The organism is Flavobacterium reichenbachii, assembly GCF_002217435.1.
GTDB lineage: Bacteria > Bacteroidota > Bacteroidia > Flavobacteriales > Flavobacteriaceae > Flavobacterium > Flavobacterium reichenbachii.
In genome coordinates this window covers 20,193-36,242 of the sequence record NZ_MUHF01000016.1, presented here as the reverse complement: position 1 = coordinate 36,242, position 16,050 = coordinate 20,193, and the positions used below count along the sequence as shown (strand labels likewise).

Genomic DNA, 16,050 nt, shown 5'->3' with positions numbered 1-16,050 from the left:
TCAGATAATAAAATTTCTGCGCTTTAAAACTCTTATTTCAAATGCTTCTTAACCTGTTTAAGAAGCACGTAACTTATATTGATTTGTATTTGATCCTCTTACTAATTTTCCACTTTTACAATGGCCATTTTTCCATTATAAGGTTTATTTCCTTTTGCCTCCAGCGCCTTGGTCGCTTCAGATAAACCTTCAAATTTCTCGTAATAAATATAATATTTACTTGTTGCTATATTGTAAAAGAAATTAACATCTGAACGGCCCGCAGCAACTGCTTTTGTTAAGAATTCATCTCTTTTTTGAACACTGTTATGAACTGCAATAATCATATAATAACCGCTTTCAGAATTTTTAATATTCTTAATAATCTGCATATTCGACTGGTCTTCACCAAAATCAAAATCACTTGCCGTTAGAGGTGTACTGCTTACTTTAGTATTCTCTTTTATACGTTTAAGAGCGGCAACGTCCTGCGCATATCTTCCCTGATCATTCTCGTATGCTGCCTGCTTAATTCTACGTTTTTTCTCAATTTCGATTTCAGCCTTGATACGTTCTAGCTCTGCAAGTAACGCTGCACCATCTTGTTCCATTTTTAACTGAGCTGCTTTCAGCTGGTTAATTTTCTCAAGATAAGCCTTGTTCAAAGGATCCGTTTTCGGGAACTTTTTAACTCTTTCATTATACAAATTAGTCAGTTTAGCGATTTCAGCATTCTGTGCTCTGTTAGCTTCAGCAAGTTCTAATTTCAATGCTTCAATCTGACTGTTCTCAGCAGCTACACTTTTGAAAGGTTTTGGCTCTTTATAAATTCCTTTTTCACTTAAATCATTCTCTTCTTTTAAGTCATTCAAGTCTTTTTGTTTATTGGCCACTGTTGTATTAAACTTAGCCAGCAAATCGTTTTGTGTTTTACTTGAACTTTCTATAGACTGAGTCAAACTCTCAATTGCTTTTCCTGTTTCATCACTTGGTGTTGAAGCAGCTTTTGCAGCAGCCGCAGCTGCATCAGCAGCTAATTTAGCATCGGCAGCTAATTTTGCCTGACGTGCTTCTTCTGCTAATTTTAATTGTCTGCTTTCTTCCTCAGCTCTTATTTTTTCTGACGCTTCTGCATCAGCTTTTGCTTTTTGATCCGCTAATAATTTAGCTTGAGCTGCCGCCATATCCGCTTTTGCTTTTGCATCAGCCGCTGCTTTTGCTTGCTGCGCTTCTGCATCGGCTTTTGCTTTTGCATCTGCAGCTAACTTAGCCTGACGTGCTTCTTCTGCAACTCTTGCTTTCTCTTCAGCAGCTTGTTGTACTTTTAATGCTTGTGCATCAGCTTTTGCTTTTGCATCTGCAGCCAATTTAGCTTGCTGTGCTTCTGCATCGGCTTTCGCTTTAGCATCGGCAGCCAGTTTAGCCTGACGTGTTTCTTCTGCAACTCTTGCTTTCTCTTCAGCAGCTTGTTGTACTTTTAATGCTTCTGCATCAGCTTTTGCTTTTGCATCTGCAGCCAATTTAGCTTGAAGTGCTTCTGCATCAGCTTTTGCTTTTGCGTCTGCGGCCAATTTAGCCTGACGAGCTTCTTCTGCAACTTTAGCTTTTTGTTCTGCATCAGCCTTAGCTTTTGCATCAGCAGCTAATTTTGCTTGCTGCGCTTCTGCGTCAGCTTTTGCTTTTGCATCTGCAGCTAATTTTGCTTGTTGCGCTTCTGCATCTGCTTTTGCTTTTGCGTCTGCAGCCAATTTAGCCTGACGTGCTTCTTCTGCAGCTTTAGCTTTTTCTTCAGCAGCTTGTTTTACTTTTAATGCTTCTGCATCAGCCTTAGCTTTTACATCAGCAGCCAGTTTTGCTTGAAGTGCTTCTGCGTCAGCTTTTGCTTTTGCATCGGCAGCCAGTTTCACCTCAAGTGCTTCTGCATCTGCTTTTGCTTTTGCATCTGCGGCCAATTTAGCCTGACGTACTTCTTCAGCAGCTTTAGCTTTTTCTTCAGCAGCTTGTTTTACTTGAAGTGCTTCTGCATCAGCCTTAGCTTTTACATCTGCAGCAAGTTTCGCTTGAAGTGCTTCTGCATCCGCTTTTGCTTTTGCATCTGCAGCCAATTTAGCTTGTTGTGCTTCTGCATCAGCTTTTGTTTTTGCATCAGCAGCCAATTTCGCCTGACGTACTTCTTCTGCAGCTTTAGCTTTTTCTTCAGCAGCTTGTTTTACTTTTAATGCTTCTGCATCAGCCTTAGCTTTTACATCAGCAGCCAGTTTTGCTTGAAGTGCTTCTGCATCCGCTTTTGCTTTTGCATCAGCAGCTAATTTTGCTTGTTGTGCTTCTGCATCAGCTTTTGTTTTTGCATCAGCAGCTAATTTCGCCTGACGTGCTTCTTCTGCAGCTTTAGCTTTTTCTTCAGCAGCTTGTTTCACTTTTAATGCTTCTGCATCAGCCTTAGCTTTTGCATCTGCAGCCAATTTAGCTTGTTGAGCTTCTGCATCAGCTTTTGCTTTTGCATCGGCAGCTAATTTCGCCTGACGTGCTTCTTCAGCAACTTGTAATTTTTGTGCTTCTGCGTCAGCTTTTGCTTTTGCAGTTGCTTCTGCATCAGCCTTAACTCTGGCATCAGCTAAAAGTTGCGCTTGTAAAGCCTGCATGTCTGCTTTTGCTTTTGCGTCTGCAGCTAGTTTTGCTTGTGCTTCTGCATCAGCCTTAGCTTTCGCATCTGCAGCCAATTTAGCCTGAAGTGCATCAGCGTCTGCTTTTGCTTTTGCATCTGCAGCTTCTTTTACTTTTAACGCTTCTGCATCTGCTTTAGATTTTGCATCCGCAGCTAATTTTGCCTGAACCGCGTCAGCATCTGCTTTTGCTTTTGCATCGGCAGCTAATTTTGCTTGTTGCGCTTCTGCATCGGCTTTCGCTTTTGCATCTGCAGCTAATTTTATTTTTAATGCTTCAGCATCAGCCTTAGATTTTGCGTCTGCAGCTAATTTCGCCTGAATCGCATCAGCATCTGCTTTTGCTTTAGCTTCCGCAGCAAGTTTTGCTTGTTGCGCATCCGATTCTGCTTTTGCTTTTGCATCAGCAGCTTGTTTTATTTTTAATGCTTCTGCATCAGCTTTTGCTTTTGCTTCTGCAGCTATAAGCGCTTGTCTTGCTTCTGCATCTGCTTTTGCTTTTGCATCGGCAGCTAATTTCTCTTTAAGCGCAGCTTCTTCTGCAGCTTTCTCTTTTAATGCAGCGGCAGCAGCGGCTTTATTTGCAGCATCAATGTTTGTTTTAGTTTTAGCAGTGGCAGCAGCTTTTGCTTTTGCTTCTGCAGCTAATCTAGCTTGAAGTGCATCAGAATCTGCTTTAGCTTTTGCATCTGCAGCCAAAATAGATTGTAAATCTGCAGCTTCTGCTTTAGCTTTTGCATCGGCTTTACGTTTTGCTTCTGCGGCGTCTGCTTTTGCTTTATTGTCTGCAGCAAGTTTTGCCTGAAGTGCTTCTGCATCGGCTTTTGCTTTTTCAGCAGCGACAAGTCTTGCTTTAGCAGCTGCTTCTGCATCTGCTTTTGCTTTATCAGCGGCTAATTCTGCAGCTGTTTTTTGTGCAGCAGCAGGCGTTGCCGGAGCGGCTGTTTGTTTAGCCTGCGATTCTGCATCGGCTTTTGCTTTAGCATCTGCTGCTAATTTTATTCTTAATGCTTCTGCATCTGCTTTAGATTGATCAGCAGCTAATTGAGCTGGTGTTTTTTGTGCAGCGGCAGCTGTTTGTTTAGCCTGAGATTCTGCATCGGCTTTTGCTTTAGCATCCGCGGCTAATTTTATTCTCATTGCCTCAGCATCGGCTTTAGATTTATCAGCAGCCAATTGTGCAGCTGTTTTTTGCTCTGCTGTAGCATTTGGTTTGTTTGCAATTGCTTGAGCTCTCGCAGCAGCAGCAGCATCAACTTTTGCTTTATTGTCTGCAGCTAATTTTAATCTGCGTTCTTCAGCATCGGCTCTAACTTTATCAGCGGCTAATTGTGCTTGTGTTTTTTGTGTTGCAGCTACTGCTCTGTTTGCAGTTGCTGTTTGTGCTCTTGCAGCGGCAGCAGCATCGGCTTTTGCTTTAGCATCGGCAGCTAATTTTATTTTAACAGCTTCAGCATCTGCTTTTGATTTATTGTCTGCGGCTAGTTTTGCGGCAGCGGCGGCTGTGGCATCTGCTTTTACTTTTTCTGCTGCGGCTAGTCTCGCGGCTGCGGCTGCGGCAGCATCGGCTTTCACTTTATCGGCTGCGGCTAGTCTTGCGGCTGTGGCAGCTGCTGCATCTGCTTTTGCTTTTTCAGCGGCAGCTAGTCGTACTTGTTTAGCTTCGGCATCTGCTTTTGCTTTAGCTTCTGCAGCCAATCTTGCTTTTTCTGCACCGCTTTCTCTTGCTGCTGTTGTAGCTGCTGACGGTTTTGCCATTACTGGTTTTGCTCTGGAAGGATCTATAAGTGCGCCCTCTTCATCATCTCCGTAATAGTAATTTTTGTTTTTGAATTTATATGCAATAGCAAATTCATGTGAGCCTCCTAGATTAGCAAAATTCCCCATTCCTCTCTCGTAATTGTATTCGATTGCGATACTTGGTGAAATATTGAAACCTAAACCAGCAGAAACTCCATATAGTGTATTATATCCAGCCTGTGCCCAAACTCCTTTTGGAACGGCAATCATGGCAAGTCCGGAAATAACTGTTTTATCCATTTTAAGTTCGGTCTTTACTATTCCAGAAAATTTACTTCTGTCAAAAAAACCGTAGCTATCAATATAGCCTGTGTACATTCCATGCAGTACAATTGCTCTTTCCGGATCGTCTTTTATCATTCCTGATCCAAAATTGTAAAGTACTAAATTGTTTACCGAAACTCCGAAATCCAGAAAAGCATTTCCGTAGTTAATACCAGGATTAACAGTAAGCAAAGTGTTTGATGGATACTCTCCTCCAGAGATTGAAGTATCATCTGAAATAATTTTCCCTTTGTCTAAAGCACTCGAGTAAGCACCAACATTTAAACCAAAGGTTAGATTACTGTCCTGAGCTAAGACAATATTGTGCGCAAAATTGGCAACACCGCCAAAGACAGTCATTAAACCATAATTTTGCTGAAACAAACCAAAAGCAAAAGCTTCATTCTCTCTAAAACGTCCAGAATAACCAAACAAGTAACTGTTTGGAGAGTTTTCGAACTGTGTCCACTGTCTCTTGTTATAGAAACTGATGTAGGCATTCTGTTCTCTAACAAAACTGAAAGCTGGGTTTATTAAATATCTATTAAACTTTAAAGAATTTCTAATGGGTAACGAAAACGAAACAACTCCATCCTTAGAAGCCGTCTCCTGAGAATAGAGTAAAGTTGAAAAACTGTAAAATAAAGTGATGAATAGTAAAATTTTCTTCATATTATTTTATGACAGTTATTGATCCTTTTTTTTCACCACTGTCAGATTTAATGACATAGTAATATACGGGATTGACATTTTTATAATCTTTAATAAATGAGTTGAGTTCAGGATCGTAATTACTTCCAATATCATCATAAATGACATCTCCATTGGAACTCAAAATTATTATTTTGGTTGCATCTGTTTTATATTCATCAGGCAGATTCCAGTAAGGATACATACCGCCTAATTTTACAACATTTGGAATAACGCTTGTTTTTGAATCTGTTTCTGAAGTAATTCTAAAACTAAATTCTTTTGTAGCTACACAACCAGAAGCCTGTGAAATTTTAACTTTATATTGACCTCTAACAGAAATTGAATAACTAGAAGACGAAGCCCCAGAAATTAGATTTCCATTTAAAAACCATTCAAATGTAGGAGCCGACGCATCTGTAGTAACAGAAACGTTTAAGGTTTCTCCTTCTTTTAATTGATAACTATCTGCAACATCAATACTGGCATCAAATCCATTACTGCTTAAATTAATACTTCCTGTAGCATTACATCCTCCAAAATCTATATCTACGCTGTAAACACCAGATTCATTTGTAGAATATGTTCTGTTTGTCGCTCCTGCAATTACTACTCCGTCTTTTTTCCATTGGTACTTGTTACCAGATGTAGCCGTTAGAACTGTTCCTGTACCACCGGCACAAAAAGGGTTTCCTAAACTGGAAGTAATAGTAACAGCAGAACCTCCGGCAGAGGAGGAAACTGTAACACGGTTCGAACTGAAGTTTTCATCAAGACATCCTCCATAATCAATTTGAGCAAAATAAACACCTGCTGTATTAACCACTAACGTTGTACCGCTTTGTCCTGCAATTAATACGTCGTCTTTGAACCATTTATATTTTAGATTTGTAAAAGCTAAAGGTGAAGACGGGGTCTCTGCAGTTGCAGCATCTATAGCAAGGGTCATACTGCCGCCGGCACAAAAAGAAGCTGTAGCACTTTTGTTATTTATAAAAAACGAATCGACAAAAGTTCTGTAATAGATTGGGAAAATGTTTAAATCCTGAGAGTTTTTAAACTTAATACTGTAAGAGGGTGTACTGGTAAGGGCTTTTACACGAAGACTGTATGTATCTGAACCTTTTAAATCGGTCGGAATTGCAAAGGTGATCGTCTGTTGTTGTAAACCGGGATTATCTACAACTTTAACCGTTGTAGTTGCATGTGTTGTTGTAAAATTTCCTACTTCATTTGAAAGCTCTACTTCGAAAACAGTACCAGCCGGAAAATCAACATAACTAAAAGTTGCATTGTATTCATTAAAAGGCTTTCCCGCAACAATAAGACCCGCACATATTCTTGGATAACCAAGTTGTTGCGGGACAATTGTTTGGGCATACATGTTTGATTCAGCACAAAGAATTATACTAAATAAAATAAGTAATTTTGTAAAAAATAAAGTAGTTTTTTGAATCATATATTACGTGTTCGTGATAAATCTATACGTTCAAAAAATAAAATATCGATAAATGTTTCAGAAAAGTCATATTTGTAGTTTTCAATAATATCTTTTGCAAGTATTGAAGTAGCACTAATTACGGCGTTTTCCTGGCACTCTGTAGATGAATTATCGGTCTCAGCTGCAATAGCAAAGCTGTCCTTGGGGGTGGACAACTTTGCTATAAACTGATGACAATTATCTAATTTGCTGATTTCAGAACCAGCATTATCATTTGTTTGATTAAGCAAGCTACTCGCAGTCAAGGCGCACTTACCCGCAGCAGTAAACGTAGGTTTTTCTGCTGTTGTTTGTGCAAATAGACTTAACGAAATAGGCGAAACCAAAAATATTGTATATAATAAATACTTTCTCGTAGATATAGCCATTATGTCTTGATCTTTATTTGGGTCCAGTGAGACGATTAAATTGTGTCTGGGGACGGACTTTATTAATAAAATTTACGCTCTGTGAAATAAAAATCGAAATCTATTTATCTATTGCCGCTAGATGCTGTGATTTTTCCTAATTGAAGTCTAAAATCTGGCTTTTTAGGGTTGAAAATGTCAATGAATGTTTCTCTGTTATTACTTTGAGAATAAACGTTGAAAAACACACTGTTTCCGTACCAGCTCTCTAAATCTTCATTGTTAGAATTGTACTCTGTAAAAATGTTTCCATTACAAAGGTTGAAGTACATTTCTTCAAATTTGATTTTCTTAAGGTTGGCATCATTGATTTCCGTTTTGCTGTCTAATAAAACTGCAGGATTAAATCCAGAGATCACACTGCGTTTCATTTCTAGAGAAGCAGTTTCAGCAACATATACAGCTTCTTTTACTAAACCTGATTGGATATCAGCTTTAATGTTTTCGCTGTCGTTAAGTAACGTGATGTTTGTAGCTGCAACAAAAGTTTGTTTTTTAGTAAAATCTGTTTCGCTTTTCTTTTCGAATGATTTTACCTCTAAACAACGAGATCCGTCTTTGTTACTAGATAAGTAAGAAGATCTAACTGCTAATGAGTTAAATAAACGACATTGTACACCTTGTGTAAATTTGAAGTCATCGTTTATAGATTTGTAAGATACTAATTTAGTAGCGTTGATATCACCTCCAAAAAAGGCAAATGAATCACCACCAGAGTAGCTTACCATTACATTGTCAAAAATTGTTTTGTTTCCAACACCTGCAACAGTCAAACCATTAAAAGTATCAACACCTTTAACTTTTTTACCTGCAAATTCGATTCTAACAAATCTTAAGATACCAGAGTTTGATTCCACTTTATCACCACCGTAAGTAGTTAAAGAAGGATCAAGATCTAAGTTGTAAGAACCAACATTTCCAAATTTGTTGATTGGTGCATCTCCAAGAATAACAACTCCACCCCAGTCTCCAGCTTTTTTCTGGCTTCTGTTTGAAGTAAATACAATTGGATCTGTTTCTAAACCGTCAGCAACAAGCTGTGCACCTTTTGTAACTACCAATGTTCCTTTTGTTTCGAAATCACCGATAATTAAAGTACCTGGTTCAATAGTTAAAACAGCATTGTTTGTAACATAAACGTTACCTTGTAGAACATAAATGTTCTTTTTTAGCAATTTAGTATTAGTAGAAATGTTTCCTGCTAAAATTTGGTTTGCTTCTCCATAGTCTACTTTGTTTGGCTTAAACTCAGTCCAGTTATTTAACCAATTGTTGTAGCCCATAATTCCTTTTTCTTGTTGAGCAGTCATACTTGTAACTGTCAAAAGAACACAGATCATTTGAGTGATTTTTTTCATGACAAAGGTGTATTAGGTTAATAATAAATTTGGGATGCGTATGCGTAATACTATAATAACTCTTCTCGAGTTCTGATGGATTCAGAACACCGAGAATGAGTTATTGTTTTTATTTCTTTTTTAATCATCCACGTTTTTGAAATCTAATCCATCTACGTAAACAATTCAAAAAAGGTTTAAAAAAAAATATTTTTTATTACATTTCGTTCAAGTCGTTGAACTCGTGTAATGATTTCAATGTACTTTCGTAAAATAAAATTGCAGCGATCAAGTTACCTTTATCAGAGTAAGGCATCATTTTTCTTTGAAATTCTACAGTAGTATCCAAGAATGCAGACGTACCAACAGCTTGGTTATCTAAAACTTTTTTGTGCTCACTGTCGTCTGGAATACCTAAGTCCGCCATCGTAACGCCAGGTTTTGTAACCAACGCGATGTAAGGGAGCGTTTTAACTAATACTTTAATACGCTCAATGTACAATTCCAAAAGTTCTCCTTTTTGCATTCCACTCAATTCTTTTTGATCGTGGTACTTGCGGATAAGAGCTGTTGTACTAATAATACTTCTTGGCGCATTTTTTGCTTGGGCAGAAGCCGCTGCAGCAGTTAAGATAAAAAATGCACTAAATAAAATAATTTTCCCTTTCATATATTCTATTTTATAATTGGTTGTTGATAAAAACAAAAATATATAAATTAACTTAAACTACAACTTTATTGAATTTTTTTTTCAAAAAAAAATCTTAAAAAAAACTTAAAAAAACCCCTTATGTCGAGAAAATGTGCGTTTTAACGCGCTTTATGTTAAATTTAATAAAACTTAAACGATAAGAAAATCGCTATAAAAAATTCGAAATTTTTACTTTAAATAATAAAAAAAAACTTACGTTCGTCGTTTTTCCCGAAAAAATATTAACAAAAAACAGCTGATATCTGTTCACTTTAAGCCTGTTATTAACAAAAGCTGACTCAAAAAACGAAAAAAAATTAGTTAAAAACATTTTCCAAAAAAAATTTACAGCCTCTCAAGAATCTTTTTGCCGAATATTTTTGACTCCATCATTTTCTTCTATCTTTGCTTCATGCAATTTTCTCAAATTTTAGGTCAAGATTACATCAAAAGCCACCTGATAAAAAGTGCGGCTTCTGGCAGAATTCCGCACGCTCAATTATTCGTTGGGCCAGAAGGAAGCGGCACATTATCAGCAGCCATTGCCTACGCGCAATATATATTATGCAGTAATACCGGTACAGAAAACTCAAACGGAAATGATTCCTGCAATCTTAAGTTTGAAAACATTTCGCATCCCGATCTGCATTTTATTTATCCCACAGTAACCACCGAAGATGTAAAAACAAAACCCAAAAGTTTAGATTTCATTCAGGATTGGCGTTCTTTTATTCAGGAAATGCCATACGGCGGTTTATTTGATTGGTATAAAATTCTAGGCGTTCAGAACAAACAAGGAGAAATCAGGGTCGAAGATGCACAGGAAGTTTTAAAATCGCTTGCACTTAAATCTTACGAAGGCGGTTATAAAATCATGATTATCTGGATGGCCGATAAAATGAATATTGCAGCATCCAACAAACTATTAAAACTTCTGGAAGAACCTTCGGATAAAACCATTTTTATTCTGATTTCTGAAAATGAAGAAGATATTATTCAAACCATACGTTCTCGCTGTCAGGTAATTCACTTTAACGGACTTCCGGAAAAAGTAATTGCAGAAGCTTTGGTTTCACAAGAAAATATAGACTCTAATCTGGCAAAAAAAATTGCACATCAGGCACAGGGAAATTTTAATAAAGCACTGCATTTGTTAAAAGAGGATGATTCAGAATATCCGTTTGAGCAATGGTTTGTCAACTGGGTTCGTGCGGCTTTTAGAGCAAAAGGAAATGCCGCGGCAATTCAGGATCTTATTTCTTGGAGTGAAGAAATTGCCTCGCTAGGTCGAGAAAGCCAGAAAAAATTTATTCAGTTTTGTATCGAAATGTTCAGACAGGCACTTTTGCTAAATTATCAGGCGCCAACTTTGGTCTACATAGAACCAAAAGTAGATAAATTTAAACTCGAAAATTTTGCTCCATTTGTAAACGGAAATAACATTCATGAGATTTTCAAAGAGCTTTCTGATGCAATGTATCATATAGAAAGAAACGGAAATGCGAAAATAATTTTGACCGATTTATCTATAAAGCTTACACGTTTAATTCATAAAAAATAGTTTTCAAATGAATAATGTTGCCTCAATTTTATTATTAGCTTTTTTAGCTTTAACGTTTTTACAATCAGGCTATGAAAAGATTTTTTACTGGAAAGACAATGTCGAATGGCTTAAAGGACATTTTGCCAAAACACCATTAAGAAATCAGGTGCCGCTTGCTTTACTTCATCTCTTAATTTTAGAATTAATTTCTGGAGTTTTATGTGTAGTGGGAGCAATTCAATTGTTAACAAACAGCGGTCGTGAATATGGTTTTTACGGCGCAATATTTTCATGTATATGTTTATTAATGATGCTTTTCGGACAAAGATTAGCCAAAGACTACGATGGTGCGAGAACCATTGTTATTTATTTTATTCCAGCTGTTATGGCTGTCTATTGGTTGAATTAATCGACCACAAATTATCTTAAATTTTTACATAAAAGAAATGAACCCAAAACACCCATCAGAATCCTTAACAATCTTAACTGATTTAGTTTTGCCGAGTGAAACAAATCCTTTAAATAATCTATTTGGCGGCGAATTATTAGCCCGTATGGATCGTGCGGCGAGTATTGCAGCACGCAGACATTCACGCCGAATTGTAGTTACTGCTTCTGTAAATCACGTTGCTTTTAATAGAGCCATTTCGCTGGGAAGCGTTGTAACGGTCGAAGCAAAAGTTTCAAGATCTTTTAAAAGTTCTATGGAAGTTTTTATAGATGTCTGGGTAGAAGACCGTGAATCTGGAAACAGAACCAAAGCCAATGAAGCTATCTATACATTTGTTGCCGTTGATGATACAGGAAGACCAGTAGAAGTACCGCCTATACAGCCGGAAACCGAATTAGAAATACAACGTTTTGATGCTGCTCTGCGCCGTAAGCAATTAAGTTTACTGCTGGCCGGAAAAATAAAACCTTCTGATGCCACAGAATTAAAGGCTCTGTTTTTATAATGAAATTTGTGACAATTTGGAACAATTTGAGGTAGCGGTACATCAAAAAAAAGAAGTATTTTTACAACCTTACAAGCCTGGATCAAATCTTAATCAGCAAGTTATCAAATTTCTGATTTGTTTTTGAAAATGAAAAAATTATAAAAATTTACATGAAAGAAAAAGAAAAAGAAAAAGAAAACATGAGTTCAGAAAAAGATGCCAAATTAAAAGCGCTGCAGTTAACGCTTGACAAATTAGATAAAACTTACGGAAAAGGTACCGTAATGAAAATGGGCGACAAAGCCATTGTAGAGGTAGAAACGATTTCTTCTGGCTCCCTTGGGGTTGATTTGGCTCTAGGAGTAAATGGATATCCAAAAGGAAGAATAATTGAAATATACGGTCCAGAATCTTCTGGTAAGACTACATTAACATTACACGCTATTGCAGAAGCTCAAAAAGCGGGCGGAATCGCTGCTTTTATCGATGCTGAGCACGCTTTTGATAGAAATTATGCTGAAAAGTTAGGTGTAGATATTGAAAACTTAATCATTTCGCAGCCAGATAATGGAGAGCAGGCGTTAGAAATTGCTGAAAACTTAATTCGCTCTGGCGCAATAGATATTGTGGTAATTGACTCGGTTGCCGCATTGACTCCAAAAAGTGAAATTGAAGGCGAAATGGGAGATTCTAAAATGGGGCTTCACGCTCGTTTAATGTCTCAGGCTTTGAGAAAGTTAACCGGAACTATCAGCAAAACAAATTGTACGGTTTTCTTTATCAACCAGCTGCGTGAGAAAATTGGTGTTATGTTCGGAAATCCTGAAACTACAACCGGTGGTAATGCCTTGAAATTTTATGCTTCTGTACGTATCGATATTCGTCGTTCTTCTCAAATTAAAGATGGAGAAAACGTAATCGGAAACAGAACTAAAGTTAAGATCGTTAAAAATAAAGTTGCTCCGCCGTTTAAAACTGCCGAATTTGACATTATGTATGGAGAAGGAGTTTCTAAAACTGGAGAAATTCTTGATTTAGCAGTTGAATTTGAAGTTGTTAAAAAAGCTGGATCTTGGTTTAGTTATGGAGACACAAAATTAGGCCAGGGACGTGATGCTGTTAAAGCTTTGATTAAAGATAATCCTGAATTAGCTGACGAATTAGAAGAGAAAATTAAAGCTCATATAAAAGAATTAGCCAACGCATAAAAAAAAAGTCTGCAAATTGCAGACTTTTTTTTTGACAAATTTTTTACACAATACGTTTTTTATCAAGACAATCAATAGTTTACTTCATATATTAATTACTTGATTTTTAAATTCTTAAAAATAATTTCTTCTTATTTCGAAAAAAATAAAAAAAAACAACGCAACCATTTTATAAAAGTATCATCTTAATTAAGAGTACGCTCGATTTGCAGATATCTGCCATAATATCCCTATCGAGACTTTTTAGAATAAATTTGGTTGTTTAGATTCAATAAAAATCCGCTGGAAACTTACCACCGGCGGGTTTTTATTTATCCTTTAAAGAATTTTCTTCTTTTTGACGCAACCTTTTTTGTGTTTTGCTATCTATATAAATGTAACCTTAACTTGAGTTTAAAGCTTAAACTCTTTATTATCAACCTTTATTGTATTTAGCCATGAAAGAGAAATTAGAAGTGTTGTTGAATAAAAACCGAAGAAAAACCAAATTAAAATTTAAAAAAGTATTACGTTTTATTTCAGAGAAAATAATTCACAGATAAATTTTTGAATATAAAAAGGGGTTTTTAGTTCAAAAGAAAACCCGGCAGTTTGAGCAGCTGCCGGGTTTTAATATTTTAGAAATTATTCTTTTAAATCTTCTTTTTTAAATTCGAGTAAACCTTTATAAATCACTTGTCTAACTTGATCCCGAAGGTCTTTTCTCCGCTCAATTGTTAATCCTAAAGTGTCGATAAATGGTAAAATTTTACCGCGCATAATTCCAGGACTTCCACTCAAAAAAGTATAAGAAAAACGTTTTTTATTGTCTGCAAAAACAATTGGAACAATCGGAATTTGATGTTCAATTGCCAATCTAAAAGCTCCGTCTTTAAATTCGTCCAGCAAAACACTTTCGTCGTCAGGAACTCCTCCTTCTGGGAAAATACAAATACTTAATCCTTGATTTAGACGACTTTGAGCTCTCGCAAAAACTTCATTTTTACTTTTTGACGAATTTCTATCAACCAAAATACAGGTTCTTTTATAGAAAAAACCAAACAACGGAATTTTTACTAATTCTTGTTTTCCAACAAAAACAAACGGATTTTTAATAATCACGAGCATTAACATGATGTCTGTCATAGAAGTATGATTGGCAACAATCATATAACTTTTATTCTTAAGCAGCTTTTCCTGACGCTCGATTTTATAATAAAATCCCATCCCGAAGAGGATGAATCGGGCCCATATGCGAGCCATTTTAAAAAAATACGGATAACCACTTTCGGATATAATAGAAATCAACAAAAACGGCAGCATAATCAATATGGGAATGGCCATTAAAATATAGAACCAAATTCTCCACAATACCCAAAAAATAATTTTTAATCCTTTCATGGTTTCAAATGTAATAAAACAGAAGTTAATTTAGATCATTAGACTTTTAGAATATTAGACTTAAGTGGAGATATCAAACTATAAAACATTCAGAATGTTCAACAAAATTTGCGAAAATCTTTGCGGGCTTTGCGGTTAAAAAAAACATCACGACCTTTGCAGTTAAGAAAAAAACTAGAATGGCAAAAATACTTACTGGTGTTCAGAGTACAGGAACACCGCACTTAGGCAACTTATTGGGAGCAATTATTCCCGCAATCGAATTATCGAATAATCCAGCAAATGAATCTTTTTTGTTTATTGCAGATTTACATTCGATTACGCAGATTAAAGATGGTAAAACATTAAGAGAAAACACCTACAGCACTGCTGCTGCCTGGCTTGCCTGCGGACTTAATCCTGATAAAGTAACATTTTACAGACAATCTGACGTGGTACAAACTACAGAATTAACCTGGTATTTAAGCTGCTTTTTTCCTTTTCAGCGTTTAACGCTGGCACATTCTTTTAAAGATAAAGCAGATCGTCTTGATGATGTAAATGCCGGTCTTTTTACTTATCCGATGTTAATGGCTGCAGATATTTTATTGTACGATGCAGAATTTGTTCCGGTTGGAAAAGATCAATTACAGCATTTAGAAATTACACGTGATATCGCTTCTCGTTTTAATCACCAAATGGGAGAAACTTTTGTAATTCCAGAAGCTAAAATTCAAGAAGACAGCATGTTGATTCCTGGTACAAATGGAGGCAAAATGAGTAAGTCTGCCAATAATATTATCAATATTTTTCTTGACGATAAAACTTTGCGCAAACAAGTAATGAGCATAGAAACGGACAGCACGCCGCTTGAAGAACCTAAAAATCCTGATACTTGCAATGCTTTTGCTATTTACTCATTACTTGCAGATGAAAATCAAATTGCAGCAATGCGAGCAAATTACCTCGGCGGAAATTATGGTTACGGTCATGCAAAACAGGCTCTTTTTGAATTGATTACAGAAAAATTCAAAACCGAAAGAGAAAAATACAATTACTACATCAACAATCTGGAAGAAGTAGATACGTTGTTGAAAAAAGGAGCTTCAAAAGCTTCTGTTATCGCCGACGGAGTTTTGGCAAAAGTTCGTGAAGTTCTTGGGTTTGGGAAATAAAAAAACTACATAAAAATTTAAAGCTATAATTAATTTTATAGCTTTTTTGTTTTAAGCTATGCGTAAATAAATCTATAGAATCATGACAAAAGAAGATGCAATTGAAGAATTAATGTACCAGAGTGGGAATCATGAAAATATAGAAAGTGAGAGATGGGAAAGTGGTTTTCTAGGACAGTTACGACCTTTTAAAGGTACTTTGAATGAAAAAAACTATCATTTGATTATGCAAGCCTTAAAAGTACTGGCTCCAGAATTTGAAAAAGAATTGATTGATCGAAGAATAATTGCGTGTGTTTGGGGAATTTGTCATTTAGGTAAAATGTGGGCAATTCATCCTGAAGGTATGCTGCAGAGTAATCATTTAATTAGTCAAAAACAGACTTCACAAATCGATGACTGGCTTAGCGACATATCTTATGCTGCTTTTAGTCTGCTTGATGGTACAGGTGCAGCTGAAGCTTTTTGGAATTATGAGCAAAATGAATAATACTA

General features: G+C 36.4%; 12 protein-coding genes. 6 read left to right on the top strand and 6 right to left on the bottom strand.

Annotated elements, in window-relative coordinates:
- Positions 1-101: 101 nt before the first annotated feature.
- From B0A68_RS12830 to B0A68_RS12810, 5 genes are all read right to left on the bottom strand, one after another.
- Positions 102-5,378: a PorP/SprF family type IX secretion system membrane protein gene (locus B0A68_RS12830; protein ID WP_089069740.1), complete on the bottom strand. Its 5,277-nt coding sequence runs from the start codon at positions 5,376-5,378 to the stop codon at positions 102-104.
- A gap of 1 nt (position 5,379) precedes the next feature.
- On the bottom strand, positions 5,380-6,780 hold the full coding sequence (sprC, locus tag B0A68_RS12825) for a gliding motility protein SprC (protein ID WP_316930999.1): 1,401 nt from the start codon (positions 6,778-6,780) through the stop codon (positions 5,380-5,382).
- Between the two features lie 71 nt (positions 6,781-6,851).
- The gene (locus B0A68_RS12820) at positions 6,852-7,265 is read right to left on the bottom strand and encodes a hypothetical protein (RefSeq protein WP_035687196.1); all 414 of its coding nucleotides are present in this window, start codon (positions 7,263-7,265) and stop codon (positions 6,852-6,854) included.
- Between the two features lie 104 nt (positions 7,266-7,369).
- Positions 7,370-8,662 (bottom strand): hypothetical protein, encoded by a 1,293-nt coding sequence (locus tag B0A68_RS12815; RefSeq protein ID WP_035687193.1) that lies wholly within the window; start codon positions 8,660-8,662, stop codon positions 7,370-7,372.
- 196 nt (positions 8,663-8,858) lie between these two features.
- A complete protein-coding gene (locus B0A68_RS12810) occupies positions 8,859-9,311 on the bottom strand; it encodes a hypothetical protein (protein ID WP_035687191.1) in 453 nt (150 codons plus the stop codon).
- 433 nt (positions 9,312-9,744) lie between these two features.
- On the opposite strand from B0A68_RS12810, the gene B0A68_RS12805 reads away from it, so the two are divergent.
- From B0A68_RS12805 to recA, 4 genes are all read left to right on the top strand, one after another.
- Positions 9,745-10,893 (top strand): DNA polymerase III subunit, encoded by a 1,149-nt coding sequence (locus B0A68_RS12805; protein ID WP_035687186.1) that lies wholly within the window; start codon positions 9,745-9,747, stop codon positions 10,891-10,893.
- 7 nt (positions 10,894-10,900) lie between these two features.
- A complete protein-coding gene (locus B0A68_RS12800; RefSeq protein WP_035687184.1) occupies positions 10,901-11,284 on the top strand; it encodes a hypothetical protein in 384 nt (127 codons plus the stop codon).
- Between the two features lie 37 nt (positions 11,285-11,321).
- Positions 11,322-11,831 (top strand): acyl-CoA thioesterase, encoded by a 510-nt coding sequence (locus B0A68_RS12795; RefSeq protein ID WP_035687182.1) that lies wholly within the window; start codon positions 11,322-11,324, stop codon positions 11,829-11,831.
- A gap of 182 nt (positions 11,832-12,013) precedes the next feature.
- The gene (gene recA / locus B0A68_RS12790) at positions 12,014-13,021 is read left to right on the top strand and encodes a recombinase RecA (RefSeq protein ID WP_035688384.1); all 1,008 of its coding nucleotides are present in this window, start codon (positions 12,014-12,016) and stop codon (positions 13,019-13,021) included.
- A 624-nt stretch (positions 13,022-13,645) separates the two neighbouring features.
- Here the strand turns inward: recA and B0A68_RS12785 are convergent.
- Positions 13,646-14,401 carry a lysophospholipid acyltransferase family protein gene (locus B0A68_RS12785; RefSeq protein ID WP_035687180.1) on the bottom strand — a complete coding sequence of 252 codons (756 nt, stop codon included), beginning with the start codon at positions 14,399-14,401 and terminating at the stop codon, positions 13,646-13,648.
- A gap of 179 nt (positions 14,402-14,580) precedes the next feature.
- Between B0A68_RS12785 and trpS the strand changes: the two genes are divergently transcribed.
- Entirely contained in the window at positions 14,581-15,555 is a 975-nt protein-coding gene (trpS, locus tag B0A68_RS12780; RefSeq protein ID WP_035687178.1) for a tryptophan--tRNA ligase, read from the top strand.
- Between the two features lie 82 nt (positions 15,556-15,637).
- On the top strand, positions 15,638-16,045 hold the full coding sequence (locus tag B0A68_RS12775; RefSeq protein ID WP_035687175.1) for a hypothetical protein: 408 nt from the start codon (positions 15,638-15,640) through the stop codon (positions 16,043-16,045).
- Positions 16,046-16,050 lie beyond the last annotated feature (5 nt).

What these genes read in the sequence shown, in the direction of transcription:
- recA (WP_035688384.1), top strand. Translation starts at nt 12,014, where the DNA reads ATGAGTTCAGAAAAAGATGCCAAATTAAAAGCGCTGCAGTTAACGCTT.
- B0A68_RS12805 (WP_035687186.1), top strand. Translation starts at nt 9,745, where the DNA reads ATGCAATTTTCTCAAATTTTAGGTCAAGATTACATCAAAAGCCACCTG.
- B0A68_RS12830 (WP_089069740.1), bottom strand. Translation starts at nt 5,378, where the DNA reads ATGAAGAAAATTTTACTATTCATCACTTTATTTTACAGTTTTTCAACT.
- B0A68_RS12800 (WP_035687184.1), top strand. Translation starts at nt 10,901, where the DNA reads ATGAATAATGTTGCCTCAATTTTATTATTAGCTTTTTTAGCTTTAACG.
- B0A68_RS12810 (WP_035687191.1), bottom strand. Translation starts at nt 9,311, where the DNA reads ATGAAAGGGAAAATTATTTTATTTAGTGCATTTTTTATCTTAACTGCT.
- B0A68_RS12815 (WP_035687193.1), bottom strand. Translation starts at nt 8,662, where the DNA reads ATGAAAAAAATCACTCAAATGATCTGTGTTCTTTTGACAGTTACAAGT.
- B0A68_RS12785 (WP_035687180.1), bottom strand. Translation starts at nt 14,401, where the DNA reads ATGAAAGGATTAAAAATTATTTTTTGGGTATTGTGGAGAATTTGGTTC.
- B0A68_RS12820 (WP_035687196.1), bottom strand. Translation starts at nt 7,265, where the DNA reads ATGGCTATATCTACGAGAAAGTATTTATTATATACAATATTTTTGGTT.
- B0A68_RS12775 (WP_035687175.1), top strand. Translation starts at nt 15,638, where the DNA reads ATGACAAAAGAAGATGCAATTGAAGAATTAATGTACCAGAGTGGGAAT.
- trpS (WP_035687178.1), top strand. Translation starts at nt 14,581, where the DNA reads ATGGCAAAAATACTTACTGGTGTTCAGAGTACAGGAACACCGCACTTA.
- B0A68_RS12795 (WP_035687182.1), top strand. Translation starts at nt 11,322, where the DNA reads ATGAACCCAAAACACCCATCAGAATCCTTAACAATCTTAACTGATTTA.
- sprC (WP_316930999.1), bottom strand. Translation starts at nt 6,780, where the DNA reads ATGTATGCCCAAACAATTGTCCCGCAACAACTTGGTTATCCAAGAATA.